Origin of the sequence: Thiohalocapsa sp., assembly GCF_019695415.1 — a bacterium.
Lineage (GTDB): Bacteria > Pseudomonadota > Gammaproteobacteria > Chromatiales > Chromatiaceae > Thiohalocapsa.
The window spans coordinates 1-13,616 of the sequence record NZ_JAIFKJ010000122.1; the positions used below are offsets into that span (position 1 = coordinate 1).

A 13,616-nucleotide genomic window follows, 5' to 3' on the forward strand; every position below is an offset into this window, starting at 1 on the left:
GCGCGGCCTCCGGGGTGGGCCGTAGCGCGGGGCTCGGGGTGCGGCGCGGGGAGCCGCTGCTGGGGATGTTCATCTTCGGGGGGGCCCTGGCGGTTGCCGTCGTGCCTGAGGCCCTGCCCGCGGTGGTCACCATTTCGCTGGCCATCGGCGTGCAACGCATGGTCGAGCGCCACGCCCTGGTGCGGCGGCTGCCGACCGTGGAGACTCTGGGCAGCACGTCCGTTATCTGCTCCGACAAGACCGGCACCCTGACCCGCGATGAGATGACCGTGCGCGCCATCTGGACCGACGGCCACGCGACGCGGGTCACGGGCAGCGGCTATGCACCGGAGGGTGACATCGATGTCCCAAGTGATGCTCCGGAACAACGCGCCCTGGTGGAGCGCACCCTGCGCGCGGCGGCCCTATCCTGCGATGCGCATGTGGAACAGGAAGCCAATGGGGAGCAACGCAGCTGGAAGCTTTACGGTGACCCAACCGAGGGCGCGCTGGTGGTGGCCGCGGCCAAGCTCGGCATGCACAAGGCAGACCTGGAGGCCGAAGCGCCGCGCCACGACGAGATCCCCTTCAGCTCCGAGCGCAAGCGCATGACCACGCTGCACCTGGACCGGACCATCGCAGACCGCGACCTAACGGTCGCCTATGCCAAGGGTGCCGCCGAGGTCATCCTCGACGGCTGTGACCGGATGCTGACGGCAGGCGCCAACGAGCCCCAAGAGGTGCTGCTGGACGAGGCCGCCCGCACGCGCATCGCGCAGGCAGCCAAGGATCTGGCACAGCGGGCGCTACGGGTGCTCGCCATCGCGGAGAAGCCAGGTGCGGAGAAGGCAGATGCGGAGCACCACATGGTCTTTCTGGGCCTCGTCGGCATGATCGACCCGCCGCGGGATGAAGCCAAAGCCGCCATCGCCGACTGCGAGCATGCCGGGATTCGCCCCATCATGATCACCGGCGACCACCCCGAGACCGCCGCCGCCATCGCCCGAGAGCTCGGCATCCTGCGGGAGGGACGCGTGGTCATCGGCCGCGCACTGGACGCTATGAGCGCTGCGGACCTCGAAGCCGCGATCGACGACATCGAGGTCTACGCCCGCGTCAGCCCAGCGCACAAGCTGCGCGTCGTCAGCGCCTGGCAAGCCCGCGGCCACGTCTGCGCCATGACCGGCGACGGCGTCAACGACGCGCCGGCGCTCAAGCGTGCGGACATCGGTGTCGCCATGGGCATCACCGGCACCGACGTGTCGCGCGAGGCGGCGGACATGACGCTGACCGACGACAACTTCGCAAGCATCGTCGGCGCGGTGGAGGAAGGCCGCGGCATCTTCTCGAACATCAAGAAATACCTGATGTACCTACTCTCGTCGAACATCGGCGAGATCGGCCTCATGGCCGTGGCCACTTTGGCGGGACTGCCGCTGCCTCTGTCCGCGGTCCAGATCCTCTACGTCAACCTCGCCACCGACGGCCTTCCGGCCCTGGCGCTGGCGGTGGACCCACCGGAGGAAGACCTGATGCGCCGCCCGCCGCGGGACCCAAAGGCGGGCATCTTCACGCCGACAGTCGTCTGGCTGATGCTGGTGGGCGGCGCCTGGTCGACCATCGTCAATGTATCGCTGTTTGTCTACGAGCTGAACAATGGCGCGGCCCTTGGACTGGACAGTGATGAGGCCCTGATGCATGCCATGACCATGACCTTTCTCTCGCTGGTGCTGATCCAATTCTTCAAGGCCTACAACTTCCGGTCGGACCGGGACTCTGTCCTGCGCCGACCCTTCGCCAACAAGTGGCTCAACATCGCCATCCTCTGGGAGCTGACGTTGCTCTGCCTGATCGTGTACGTGCCCGTGCTCTCCAAAGCCTTCGGAACCTATCCCCTCCCGCTATCGGACTGGCTGCTGGTGCTCGCCGCCGCCTTCACCATCGTGCCGGTGCTCGAGGTCACCAAATGGGCCATGCGGCACCTGGCGCCGCTGCCGTCGGTGCCCATAGTGGATCTACATGTCGGCCGCTGATACCACCGCCGGAGCACCTCACGCATGCTGAGCTGGATCTTGGCCGCCGCAGCAGCACTGCTGCTGGTCGCTGTTGTGCTGCTGATCCGTCGCCTCGAGCCGCCGGACGTGAAGCTCACCTCGGTGCGGCCCGGTCAGCTCAGCGCCGGCGAGCAGCGCCTGCACGTGGGCTTGCGGGTGCAGAACCCGAATGCGATTCCGCTGCCGGTGCTCGCCATGACCTACCGGCTCTGGCTGGAGGAGCAGCCCATTGCGGCAGGCGACGGCATGCTGCACCGGCGGGTGCCGGCGAGGGGGGCGGCTGACATGGAGGTCATGGTCAGCAGCGACGCCCGCCACCTGGCCCGCACCTTGCCCAAGCTCGCGCTGAAGCCGCAGCCCTGGCGTTACCGCCTGGAAGGCAGCATCGCCATCCTGCCGCGGCTGCAGCTCGGCTACCGGCACCAGGGCAAGATCGACCTCAAGGGGCTATTGCGCCTTGCGGCGTCCCTACGCTGACGGACTATGCTTCACCGAGGCTGAAAAACACGACGGCGCAGCACACGCTGTAAGACACTTCAGCGGGTGCATTGCGCGTGTTTTCACCGGTCGTCTGGCCCGGATCAAAGCGTCACACAGAAACGCTAGCCCACACCGCTACGGATGGTTAGAATCCACGGGCAATCGACGCCTTGCTCATTCCACAGCGCCAGGCCCTTCGCCCCTCAGCGCAAGCTCCCGATGTCTACGCTCCACGCCAGCGCTCCGCCCGAATCGGGTCCGGAGCAGCGCCGCCTCGTCGCCGCCTGGGTGGCCGAGCAAACCGACCGGCTCGAGCCTGCCGAGCGCAGCGCCCTGGATGTCGCTCAGCCGGACTGGCGCGCCCGGGCGAGCCAGCTCATCGCCGAGGGCCTGCTCGCCTACGTGGTGCTTGAGATGGTGGCACCAGACCTCGCCATCTCCCGTGCCACCGGCAGCCATACCGACGGCACCGATGCCCACACGCACGAGTACAGCGACGACGCGGCCCTCGCCGAGCGCCTGATCGCCCACCTGCAGGATTTCATCGACTACCGCGACGAACTGACCGAGTGCGGTGGTCTGCCCCAGCCTGTGCCGTCCGGGCATGGGCACCACAGCCATTAGCGCCACTGCTTAATCAACACCGGCGCACGGAAGAGACTCAAGCCCGGCCCCCGAGACAGGCCAGACCAGCATGACAGAAGAAGGTGAGTTCGAGGCCCTGTTACGGGAGCTGGAGAAGACAGAGCAGGCCGTCGCCGACCGTCCCAAGCCCGGTGATCGGGTTAAGGGCCAGGTGGTCGCCATTGGCGAGGAGCAGGTGTTCGTAGACCTCGGCGGCAAGGCCGAGGGCGCCATGGATATCGCCAACCTGAGAGACCAGGACGGCAACCTCAAGGTCGGCGTCGGCGACGAGCTGGAGGCCGTGGTCGCCGGCGTCGATGCCGAAACAGGCGCCATTACCCTGGGCGGCAAGCATGGCAAGCATCTGCATGGCGCCGAGGAGCTGGAGGCCGCCTACCAGCAGGGCCTGCCCGTGGACGGCAGCATCACCGGCACTACCAAGGGCGGGCTCGAGGTGCGCATCGCTGGGCATCGGGCTTTCTGCCCCGCCTCGCAGGCGGACATCCGGTTCGTCGAGGACCTGTCCAGCATGGTGGGTCAGCACCACGCCTTCCGAATCACCAAATTCGAGGCCGGCAAGCGCCTGAACCTGGTGGTATCCCGCCGCGCGTTACTGGAGGCGGAGCGCGCCGCCCAGGCCGAGGCGCTGAAGGAGCAGCTGCAGGAGGGCGCCGTACTGAATGGCAAGGTTGTGGGCATCAAGGACTTCGGCGCCTTCGTTGACTTGGGCGGGGTCGAGGGCATGGTGCACATCAGCGAGATGTCGCTGACGCGCATCCGCCATCCGGAAGACCTGCTGAGCATGGGGCAAGACATCGAAGTACAGGTGCTGCGCATCGAGGCCACCGGTAACCCCAAGCGTCCCCAGAAGATCGCGCTGTCCATCCGCGCCCTCGCCAAAGACCCTTGGTCGGACGTTGCCGTCCGCTACGCGCCTGGCAGCCGGGTGGACGGCCGCATCACCCGCACCCAGCCCTTCGGCGCCTTCGTGGAGCTGGAGCCGGGCCTAGAAGGCATGATTCACATCTCCGAGCTCGGCGCCGGCCGCCGCCTCAACCACCCGGACGAAGTGGTGAGCACCGGCCAGCATGTCACCGCCACAGTGCTCAAGGTGGAGCCGGACCGCAAGCGCATCGGCCTCTCGCTAGCCGAAGACACCGGCGCCCCGGAAACCGAAGACGACTACGGCCAGGAGCGCCGCGGCAAGGGTGGCGGACCACGCGCCCGCCGCGAGGACGCGTCCGAGCCCGACGACGGCATGGGGACCTTCGGCGACCTGCTGAGGGAGCAAATGGGGCGGGATGAGTGATGTCGAAGTGTGGAAGGTTGAACCCTGCAGTGTGCTGGTGAGCTGGAGCCGCAGTCGCGCCGGCCTAGGGCTCGCTTCCTGCGTTTCCTGACGCTTCTGCCGGTCCCGTGCACAGAGCGCGTCGGAGCGCCGTCCCGGGACGGCTCGGATGCCGTTGGCATCACACGAGGCACCCCTGGCACGGGCCTGCCTCCTCGCCTTCCACCCGCCGATCGCGGCGGGGGGCGTATTCCGGCCCATCATGGCCACCGATTCCGCTTGGACGCGACCGCCGTTCCGGCGGAAAGTGACCGCTGGTTCCGTTTGATCGTGACCTATTGCCGGGTATGTTGCCGGAACCAATGGCTGCCAGCGCAGTGCGCGCGTCTTGGCAGCCGACCCCATGCGAGCGAGTCGGCAGTCGGGCTCGGCATCCTCGAGACGATCATCACCTAACCCGCGGGGCGCTATCCGGGCGCGGCGGCACATGTCGGCTTCTTCCACCGCCAGCTCGACCGCTACGGTTTACGGGCGATCGCGCGGCCGGGTCTGGCGGATCAGACGGGCGGCCTGCGGGCGATGGGCGATCTTCTACTTCGTTCAGGCAACGGTCGTTTCTCTGCCAGCTGCCTACCTCGCGAGCTGGCTACTCTTCATCCTGCTCAGCGGCGTCTTCGATGCGCGGTATGGCTATTGGGCACCTGCCTAGAGTGGCTTGCTGGCTGTCGCCCTGATTTTTGTAATCCTTGCGTTCTTCCTCCCGCTCTGGTCCATATCATGGCGACATGGCGTCGTAGAAGGCACGCTACGTCGAACAAAGCCTGGCTGCGCAGCCATCTCTCTTCCTGAGAGTGCGGTCGCAAACCCGCGAGCGTGCAGATTGAGGTCGTATCGCCCACTGCCGGTCTCTTGCCGTTACGCCCCACGCCGTCCTGTCACGCTCAGGACTTCCACCTTCACGGGGGTGACGCCTCGACGGATGATGCCGAGCTCCGTCGCGGCCCGGCGCGACAGATCGATGATGCGTCCTTTGACGAAGGGGCCGCGGTCATTGACCCGCACAACCACGCTCTTGCCGGTGCGCTTGTCCGTGACGCGCACACGGCTGCCAAGGGGCAGGGTCTTGTGGGCAGCGCTCAGTTGGTTCTTGTCGTAGATCTGACCGCTGGCGGTCCGATTGCCGTGGAGGCTGTCGTGGTAGTAAGAGGCGATACCGGTCTGCACTTGACCAGGATGGGCGGCAAAGGACTGCGGAGACAGGAATGCGAGCAGCGTCACGGCAAGCGCCGCGCTGAGGAGCTTCATCATGCTGAAAACCTGAAGTGAACGCGCCGCACTCGGAAGGAGCCGGTGCCATCGGATAGGCCGAGGACGCCAGCGAGTGAGAGGACGGCTGTATAATCGAGGATCGCGACTATACGGGAATACCCGTATTAGGGCAAACCCTCGCCGTTGGCGTTGCTCGCACGGCTCGCAGCCAACCAGTGCCAGGCATGCAGCCTCAGCTCAAACTGCCCGACCTGTTGCGGCGCCGGTTCGTGGGACTACCCCCGGTCGATACGATGAACACGGTGTGACGGGCTGCCCGCCTCGCGCGGGCTGCAGTGCACGGTCGGCCACATGCAGCGTATAGTCTCTCGCCTTTGGCTCCCATTTGCGGACGCCCGCCGCCTGGACGGATTCCCCACATCATGAAGACTTGCACCCTTCTCTCGACAGCATCCCTGCTCCTGACCGCCCTGATATTGCCGGGCTGCAGCGAACAGGGCCCCGAGCAGGCTGCCGACCAAGCCGGCGAGCCCATCGACTTACCGGCTACCCCGGAGCAGCTTGAGAAGCTTGAACGGGTGGTGGAGCGCTTCCCGGAGATCGCGCCCATCGCCGACCAGGCCCGGGCCGATGGGACTATCACCGAGCAGGACATCATCGATGTGCTCACGGCGGCGGAGAAGGCGAAGGCGGCCCGTGTTGGACAGTGAATCGGCGGCAGCGGCCGCCCATGGCTGAGCCTGCGGGGTCAGGATGACCGGCCCACGAGCGTGAGCGACGCCCCCGCGCGCAGCCGCTTGGCGGCGGCATATTCCTCGTCGGTCATTTGGCTGCCGACGATGTTGCGCAGCAGATCGGCGTCCGCGTCCCCCTGCTCCACCGCGAGCGACAGCCAGTAGTGCGCCTGGGCCAGGTCGATGGCGACACCCCGACCCTCGGCATAAATCAGGCCCAGGGCATACTGGGCATCCACCTCGCCACGCTCGGCCGCCTCGCGGACTGCACCCACCTTGCTCGGATCGTTGCGCAGCAGAATCAGGTCTTTGAGATAACTGTTGTCATTCATGGTAAGCACCTTCGGGCAGGTTCCCTCGGCGACTTCATGTGCGGGCGCAGAAGCAACGGGCAAAAGAAAAGGCGGGGATCGCCCGCCCATCCTGCATCCCGCTGCTGACCGACAGGTGCTGGTGACACCCCGGTCGGCGGTTGGCCGGCGGCTGCCTCGCAGTGATCGCTCAGGCAGCTATCCGGAACGCCGGCGTCGAACGCTCAGCGCAACCGCGCGCTCCGTTCAGCTCTTGACCCAATTGCCGAAGTTGTCGGTGTTCTTCTCTTCGCCGTCGCTGTAGCCGGCCTCGTAAGCGTCGGTGAGACGCTGTTCCTCGCGCTTGGGGTTCTGCAGGAAACCGCACTGCCAACCCTGTACGTACTCGTCGTCGACACCCATTTGCTCCATTTTCGTCACGGCGTCGTAGTAGAACTGGTTCATCTCCGCTCTCCGCAAATCGCGTTCTTGGTGTGGCGCTGTGGTTCGATGCGCTGTGGTTCAATGCCTTGCGCCCGGGCACGCCGACTGTGCGAGGCCCGGTCTCACTCCGGCTTGCTGCTGACCAGCGCCGCAACGCCGACTTGGCGATGGCGCCGGACTAGACGCTGACGATCCCCGAGCGGCTTGGTCAGCTTAACGAATAAGCATACCCTTTTTTTCTAATGGGCGCCACCGTGGAGGCCGCGCCGCATGGGCTGGGCTTGCGTCAGCTCCCCGGGCACACTACATCATCCGTTTGTGTCGCGGTGCACGCCCGCCGGTTCATTACGTCAGCCGCAAACCTTTCATCGACGCCCGCAACAACCCCACAGGAGATCGCCGCGCATGCGACCCGCCCAACTGCTCCGTGTGTTAGAGCGCGAATTCGCCAGCACCGCCGAAGGCCATCACACGCCGGTGATGCTCTGGGGACCGCCGGGGGTCGGTAAGTCGCAGATGGTCGCGCACATCGCCGAGCGCCACGCCGTGCCCGTCATAGACATTCGCCTGTCGCAGATGGAGCCGAGCGATCTGCGCGGCATCCCCTTCCGCGTGGACGACAAGGTGGAATGGGCAGTACCCGCAATGTTGCCGGACGCCGAGCGCCATGGTCCCGCCGGCGTGCTCTTCCTGGACGAGATCACCTCGGCCCCGCCGGCGGTCTCCGCGGCGGCCTATCAGCTGATCCTGGACCGCCGCCTCGGCGAGTACCAGGTGCCGGAGCACTGGGCCATCTTCGCCGCCGGCAACCGCCAAGGCGACCGCGGCGTCACCTACAGCATGCCGTCGCCGCTCGCCAACCGCTTCTCCCATTTCGAGGTGGAGACACACCTTGACGACTGGGTCGCCTGGGCCTATGCCACAGGCATCGACGAGCGCATCATCGCCTTCCTGCGGTTTCGGCCGGAGCTCTTGTTCGACTTCGACCCGGCGCACAACCCGGTGGCCTTCCCGTCGCCGCGCTCCTGGGAGTTCGCACATCGGGCGCTGCGCAAGTTCGAGCATGACTCGCAGCTGCTGCAGGGCACCTTGCAGGGCTGCGTCGGACCGGCCGCGGGCGTCGAGGTCACGGCCTTCGTCAACAGCCTGGACCAAATGCCGGACTTGGATGCCATCTGCGCCGGCGAGGATGTATCGGTGCCGCGGGAGATCGACCTGCAGTACGCCGTCGCCGCGGCACTGGTGGGCAAGGCCATCCGCGCCAAGGACAGCGAGGACGGCCAGCAGGTCATCGGCAACATCCTCGCCTACGCCGGGCGCTTCCCGCAGCGGGAGATGGGCGTCATGCTGGTCTCCGACCTGCATCGGGCCATTGGCAATGACCTGTTCGAGGTGCCGGCATTCGCGGACTGGGCGAGTGCCGTGGCGGATGTGATGCTTTACGAATGAGGGCGGAGGGCGGAGGGCGGAGGACCAGCGGCCAGGACGCGAATCCTCAGCCCTCAGCCCTCAGCCCTCGAGTCAGGTTCACAGCGCCTGCTGACGCGAACTGATACGCAACCCATGACCGACACTACCGACATCGACCTTGGCGGGATAGAAACCAAACTGGCCTCGGCGCGCACGCGGCTGATCCTGGACAAGCCTTTCCTGGGCGCCCTGGTGCTGCGCCTGCCCATGCAGCCTGCCAATGCCGACTGGTGCCCCACCACGGCGACGGACGCCAAACGCTTCTACTACAACCCGAGCTACATCGACGCCCTGTCGCTGGACGAGACCCAGTTCATGCTCGCCCACGAGGCGCTGCACTGCGCGCTCTCCCATTTCGCCCGCCGCCAGCACCGGGTCAAGCACCGCTGGGACCTAGCCTGCGATTACGCCATTAACCCACTTCTGGTGGACGACGGCCTCAAGCCCCCGCCCAACGCGCTGCTGATGCCCATGTACAAGGGCATGACGGCGGAGGAAATCTATCCGCTGCTGGACGACAACGACCAATCCGAGACCTTGGATACGCACGCGTACGACGGCGAGTCCGAGGGCGGCCAGCAGGGCGAGCACAGCAACCTGGACGAGCGCGACATTCAGCAGCAGCAACAGCAGTCCCGCGGCGAGCAGGGGGACGACGGCGAGCGTGGCGGTGCCGAGCCCCGATCTGACGGGACCAGTGGCAGCAGCCCCCGCGGCGAGCCGGCCGACGACAACAGCCGCGGTGGCGCCGGCGCGGAAGCCGAGCCCCAAGAGGGCAACGACGGCGCCGACGCGCCGCCGCCCCTCACCCCAGACGAGCGCGAAACCCTGCAGGTGCAGTGGCAGCAGCGCATGGCAGGCGCCGCTCAGCAGGCCATGCAGGCGGGCAAGCTGCGCGGCGAGCTGAAGCGCATGATCGACCACCTGCTGCAGCCGCAGCTGCCCTGGCGCATGCTGCTCGCGCGTTACATGAACAGCATCACCCGCGAGGATTACAGCTGGTCGCGGCCGTCGAGGCGTGAGGGCGATCACATTATGCCAAGTCTGCGCAGCCACCAGCTCGACCTCGTTGTGGCCATCGACACATCGGGCTCGATCAAAGACGGCGAGATGCAGGAGTTCATCGACGAGGTCGACGCCCTCAAGGCTCAGGTGCGCGCACGCGTTACCCTGCTTCCGTGTGATGCCTCGCTCTGCGAGGGTGCGCCGTACCGCTTTGAGCCCTGGGAGCAGTTCCAGCGCCCCGCGCGCATCGGTGGCGGCGGTGGCACCAGCTTCCGGCCCGTATTTCAGTGGGTGGAGCAGCAGGGGCTGCGCCCCGACCTGCTCGTCTACTTCACCGACGCCGACGGCGCATTCCCCTCAGACGAGCCCGCCTACCCCGTCATCTGGCTGGTCAAGGGCAGGAGCCAGGTGCCCTGGGGCCAACGCATCCAGCTCAACTAAGGAAAGGCTGATTTTTTTGGGCATCCCGCCCAAAAACCAGAGGGAGCCGGGCCTGTGCAGACATTGGGCGGTCTCCCGGCTCCTTCTTGTTCCCTCGCTTACGCGCTTTAAAGATGGCGGGGTATGCTGCCCCGTACATTTGCACGAATTTTGTGCGAAATTCTTGTGTCTGAGGTGCACAATGGCGGTGCACTTCCGCCGCCCGCCCCGCAGCTTGCACCTACAAGGCGACTTGTCTTCATGCCCGCGCTCCAGGTCATCGTCCCACCACGCCGCCGCCTGCGCGCCGCGCTGGGCGCATCTCTGCTGACGGTGTTGCTGCTCCAGCCGGCACAGCATGCCGCTGGCGACGCGCTGGACCTGCCGGACTTCGGCAGCGGCGCCGATACCGTGCTTTCCCTAGCCGAGCAACGCGAGCTCGGGCTCGAGTTCATGAAGTGGGTGCGCAAGACGCTGGACGTGAGCACGGACCCGCTGCTCACGGACTATGTCCAGTCCCTCGGCCATCGGTTGGTGCGCGCCAGCCGAGAGGCCAGCGGCGGCTACGATTTCTTCGTCATCGAAGATCCGCGCATCAACGCCTTCGCCGGCCCCGCCGGCAACATCGGCGTCAACGCTGGGCTGATCCTGTCAGCAGAGACAGAATCCGAGCTCGCCGCCGTGATCGCCCACGAAATCGCACACGTGAGCCAGAACCACCTGCTGCGCTCCTTTGCCGCGCAAAAGCAGATGACCGTGCCGGCCACGGCGCTGCTGATCGCCGCGGCGGTCCTCGGCGCCGCCGTTGACCCCCAGGCCGGCGCCGCAGCGCTGATGGGCGCCCAGGGAGCGTTGGCGCAGCGCCAGATCAACTTCACCCGCACCAACGAGGAAGAGGCCGACCGCATCGGCATCGACACCCTCGCCCGCGCCGGGCATGACCCCTTTGCCATGCCGGGCTTTTTCAAAAAGCTCACCCAGGCCAACCGCATCTATGAGAGCGGCGCACCGGAGCTGCTGCGCACGCACCCTGTGACCACGGACCGGATCGCCGACGCACTGGCACGCGCCGAGCGCTTCGGCCCAAGTCAGAAGCCGGACAGTCTGCGCTTCCATCTCACCCGTGCGCACCTGCGCGAGCAGGCTTACAGCCGTGCAGAGCAGGCCGTCGACCACTTCGAGGACACGCTGGAGAAAGGCCGCTACCGCAATGCAACCGCCGAGCGCTATGGCTACGCCCGCGCCTTGGCCCGTGCCGGCCGCTTGGATGCAGCGAGCCGGCAGCTCGCGCGCCTGCTCCAGGCACACCCGAGTCAGGTGGAATTCGTGGTGCTGCAATCCGAGCTCGATCGCCGCCGCGGCGATGCCGCCAAAGCGGTGAGCGACTTGAAGGGCGCGGTCGGCCTATCGCCTGGCAACTGGCCCTTGCAGCAGGCCTATGCCGAGTCGCTGCTGGACGCCGGCGAGCCCGCCACGGCCCTCGCGACCCTCGAGAGACTGATCGCGCTGCGCCCAGACATCGCCCCCGTATACGGTCTGATGGCGGATGCCGCCGGCAAGGCCGGCGATAAGGCTGCCGCCATGCGCTGGCGCGCAGAGCTGCTGTTCCGCACAGGCGATCTGGAGCCGGCCATCCGCCAACTGGAGCTCGCGCTGCGACAACCCAACCTCGACTTTCACGCGGCGTCCAAGATCCAGGTCCGCCTGGACGAGCTCCAAGCCGAGGAGCGCCGACGCGAGGCACGGCGATGACAGCGCCGGGCCAAAACCTCGTAATTCTCCACGTTTCAGCCGGGAAACTCGCTATTTCCCCGACCCCTGGGATGCGCTAAGCTTTGCGGCACGTCGACGATTCTTAGGGTCTTGGCCTGGCGAGCCGCAGCGCGGAGCTGTTGCCGTTAAGATGTCGAGCCTTCGTTCTGCCTGACCAGACAACGTCATGAGACGGCGAGTGAAGGTGGCCCTAAGATAAAAAGGTCCCGGCGACAGGGATCATCGATCGGCGCAAGACAACGAAGAACCGCTGGAGGCCCCGCAGTTGTACCCTATGCGCCTCGTGCGCCGCGCTATCATTTCGACCGGCACCCAGCCGGCGGCCACTCCTACTTTTAGCGCCAACGGACGTGAGTACAGCTGCGCGTCGCCACCCACGCCGCCCTCCTGCAGAACTTCATCCGTGGGCCGTGCGCAGCGCCCCGATCGCTACACCGCGACGAGCAGCCACACGGCAGAACGGCGAAGGGGCCACGCACGCCGGTAAATGCCGACACTGCGTCGACCTGGTAAAGACCGGCAGCATGCTGCCGGCGCCGATCGAACGATCGACCCACCCCGAACCAACCCAACGATCCAGAGGAGATTCCCAATGATCGATGCGAAGCGCAGAATCCTGCTCAAGGGCTCCCTCGGTGCCGGCGCTGTCGGCGTTGCCGTGGGCGCCGGCCTGCTTGCGCCCCGCGCCGTGCTCGCCGCGTGGCCCGAGGCCGCCTTCAAGGCGGAAGACCAGTCCACCGCGCTGAAAGACTTGCTCGGCTCCGACACCATCGAGGATAGCGACAAGGTCAAGATCAAGGCCCCGGACATCGCCGAGAACGGCGCCGTGGTGCCGGTGACCGTCGAAGGCGAGGTGGACGATGCCAAGTCCATTTCCATCTTCGCGGCCGGTAACAACACCCCCCTCATCGCCTCCTTCGAGATGAGTGACAGCGCCGTGCCCTTCGTCTCCACGCGTATCAAGATGGCGAAGACGGCCGACGTAGTGGCTGTTGTCCAGACGGCGGACGGGCTGCTCGGCGCATCCAAGCCGGTTAAGGTCACCATCGGCGGTTGCGGCGGCTGATCCCGGGCTTCCGGCATCACACCCGACCCCAATCGACAACCGACGGCAACAGCTTCAGAGGTAAACCGACATGGCCAGCAACATCAAGATCCGCGCCAAGAACAGCAACGGCGTCACCACCGTCAAGTCCCTGATGAGCCACGTGATGGAGACCGGGCTGCGCAAGGACAAAGAGACCGGCGAGCCCATCCCGGCGCACTTCATCCAAGAAGTGACCGCCAAGTGGAAGGACGACGTCGTTATGACCGCGCTGTGGAGCGGCGGCGTCTCCAAGAACCCCTACCTGTCGTTCAAGTTCAACGGCGGCGAGGCAGGCGATCCGATCGAGATCACCTGGGTCGACAACCAGGGCAACACCGAGACCGGCACCGCCGAGATCAGCTGACATCCACCGGATTCGGCTGAAGCCGAATCCGGTTCGAGCAGCTATGCCGTACACCGCCGCCGGCCCGAGGGTCGGCGACGGTGTTTTTGTTTGCGCAGCCGCCGTGTCGGAGGCCTTGAAACGAGATTCACCTGCCGCCGGCGCTCGCCGCCGTGGCGCTATCATCCTAAAGAGAGTAGTTGGACGGTCGTCAGGGTGCGTCCCGCGGGGTGACTGGCAAGGCACAACGACGAGGAATAGCCGTCCTATTCCGAGGAGTTGTAACGCCGCCAGGCGCCGTGCGGGGCGTGCCATGGCGGCCGTAGCGGCGCTCACCCGGTGGGTGACATGCAGCC

Annotated in this window: 13 protein-coding genes; 10 read left to right on the forward strand and 3 right to left on the reverse strand. The window is 66.3% G+C overall.

The window, feature by feature from the left end:
• The 4 genes from I6U14_RS02940 to I6U14_RS02955 form a co-directional block, all read left to right on the forward strand.
• Nucleotides 1–2,012: HAD-IC family P-type ATPase (locus tag I6U14_RS02940; RefSeq protein WP_296896764.1), on the forward strand; the 2,012-nt coding region annotated here is incomplete at its 5' end.
• 24 nt (nt 2,013–2,036) lie between these two features.
• Nucleotides 2,037–2,510: an LEA type 2 family protein gene (locus I6U14_RS02945; protein WP_296896766.1), complete on the forward strand. Its 474-nt coding sequence runs from the start codon at nt 2,037–2,039 to the stop codon at nt 2,508–2,510.
• Nucleotides 2,511–2,732: 222 nt separating this feature from the next.
• Entirely contained in the window at nt 2,733–3,137 is a 405-nt protein-coding gene (locus I6U14_RS02950) for a hypothetical protein (RefSeq protein ID WP_296896767.1), read from the forward strand.
• 70 nt (nt 3,138–3,207) lie between these two features.
• On the forward strand, nt 3,208–4,446 hold the full coding sequence (locus I6U14_RS02955; protein ID WP_296896768.1) for a S1 RNA-binding domain-containing protein: 1,239 nt from the start codon (nt 3,208–3,210) through the stop codon (nt 4,444–4,446).
• An 894-nt stretch (nt 4,447–5,340) separates the two neighbouring features.
• Here the strand turns inward: I6U14_RS02955 and I6U14_RS02960 are convergent.
• Nucleotides 5,341–5,733, reverse strand: coding sequence for a septal ring lytic transglycosylase RlpA family protein (locus tag I6U14_RS02960; protein ID WP_296896770.1), 393 nt, complete (start codon nt 5,731–5,733; stop codon nt 5,341–5,343).
• A gap of 383 nt (nt 5,734–6,116) precedes the next feature.
• Here I6U14_RS02960 and I6U14_RS02965 point away from each other — a divergent pair, with 383 nt between their 5' ends.
• The gene (locus I6U14_RS02965; RefSeq protein ID WP_296896772.1) at nt 6,117–6,404 is read left to right on the forward strand and encodes a hypothetical protein; all 288 of its coding nucleotides are present in this window, start codon (nt 6,117–6,119) and stop codon (nt 6,402–6,404) included.
• Between the two features lie 38 nt (nt 6,405–6,442).
• On the opposite strand, the gene I6U14_RS02970 is transcribed toward I6U14_RS02965, so the two are convergent.
• On the reverse strand, nt 6,443–6,760 hold the full coding sequence (locus I6U14_RS02970) for a sel1 repeat family protein (RefSeq protein WP_296896774.1): 318 nt from the start codon (nt 6,758–6,760) through the stop codon (nt 6,443–6,445).
• A gap of 225 nt (nt 6,761–6,985) precedes the next feature.
• Complete coding sequence (locus I6U14_RS02975) at nt 6,986–7,183, reverse strand: hypothetical protein (RefSeq protein ID WP_296896776.1); 198 nt, start codon at nt 7,181–7,183, stop codon at nt 6,986–6,988.
• A gap of 384 nt (nt 7,184–7,567) precedes the next feature.
• Here I6U14_RS02975 and I6U14_RS02980 point away from each other — a divergent pair, with 384 nt between their 5' ends.
• The 5 genes from I6U14_RS02980 (at nt 7,568) to soxZ (ending at nt 13,281) form a co-directional block, all read left to right on the forward strand.
• Nucleotides 7,568–8,611, forward strand: coding sequence for an AAA family ATPase (locus tag I6U14_RS02980; RefSeq protein ID WP_296896777.1), 1,044 nt, complete (start codon nt 7,568–7,570; stop codon nt 8,609–8,611).
• Between the two features lie 114 nt (nt 8,612–8,725).
• A complete protein-coding gene (locus I6U14_RS02985; protein WP_296896778.1) occupies nt 8,726–10,078 on the forward strand; it encodes a VWA-like domain-containing protein in 1,353 nt (450 codons plus the stop codon).
• A gap of 240 nt (nt 10,079–10,318) precedes the next feature.
• Nucleotides 10,319–11,809: a M48 family metalloprotease gene (locus tag I6U14_RS02990; protein WP_296896780.1), complete on the forward strand. Its 1,491-nt coding sequence runs from the start codon at nt 10,319–10,321 to the stop codon at nt 11,807–11,809.
• A 613-nt stretch (nt 11,810–12,422) separates the two neighbouring features.
• Nucleotides 12,423–12,896 carry a thiosulfate oxidation carrier protein SoxY gene (gene soxY, locus I6U14_RS02995; protein WP_296896781.1) on the forward strand — a complete coding sequence of 158 codons (474 nt, stop codon included), beginning with the start codon at nt 12,423–12,425 and terminating at the stop codon, nt 12,894–12,896.
• A gap of 70 nt (nt 12,897–12,966) precedes the next feature.
• Nucleotides 12,967–13,281 carry a thiosulfate oxidation carrier complex protein SoxZ gene (gene soxZ, locus I6U14_RS03000; RefSeq protein ID WP_296896782.1) on the forward strand — a complete coding sequence of 105 codons (315 nt, stop codon included), beginning with the start codon at nt 12,967–12,969 and terminating at the stop codon, nt 13,279–13,281.
• Nucleotides 13,282–13,616 lie beyond the last annotated feature (335 nt).

Coding starts and splice junctions, on each gene's coding strand:
- I6U14_RS02960 (WP_296896770.1), bottom strand. CDS start 5,733: ATGATGAAGCTCCTCAGCGCGGCGCTTGCCGTGACGCTGCTCGCATTC.
- I6U14_RS02980 (WP_296896777.1), top strand. CDS start 7,568: ATGCGACCCGCCCAACTGCTCCGTGTGTTAGAGCGCGAATTCGCCAGC.
- I6U14_RS02965 (WP_296896772.1), top strand. CDS start 6,117: ATGAAGACTTGCACCCTTCTCTCGACAGCATCCCTGCTCCTGACCGCC.
- soxY (WP_296896781.1), top strand. CDS start 12,423: ATGATCGATGCGAAGCGCAGAATCCTGCTCAAGGGCTCCCTCGGTGCC.
- I6U14_RS02985 (WP_296896778.1), top strand. CDS start 8,726: ATGACCGACACTACCGACATCGACCTTGGCGGGATAGAAACCAAACTG.
- I6U14_RS02955 (WP_296896768.1), top strand. CDS start 3,208: ATGACAGAAGAAGGTGAGTTCGAGGCCCTGTTACGGGAGCTGGAGAAG.
- I6U14_RS02975 (WP_296896776.1), bottom strand. CDS start 7,183: ATGAACCAGTTCTACTACGACGCCGTGACGAAAATGGAGCAAATGGGT.
- I6U14_RS02990 (WP_296896780.1), top strand. CDS start 10,319: ATGCCCGCGCTCCAGGTCATCGTCCCACCACGCCGCCGCCTGCGCGCC.
- I6U14_RS02945 (WP_296896766.1), top strand. CDS start 2,037: ATGCTGAGCTGGATCTTGGCCGCCGCAGCAGCACTGCTGCTGGTCGCT.
- soxZ (WP_296896782.1), top strand. CDS start 12,967: ATGGCCAGCAACATCAAGATCCGCGCCAAGAACAGCAACGGCGTCACC.
- I6U14_RS02970 (WP_296896774.1), bottom strand. CDS start 6,760: ATGAATGACAACAGTTATCTCAAAGACCTGATTCTGCTGCGCAACGAT.
- I6U14_RS02950 (WP_296896767.1), top strand. CDS start 2,733: ATGTCTACGCTCCACGCCAGCGCTCCGCCCGAATCGGGTCCGGAGCAG.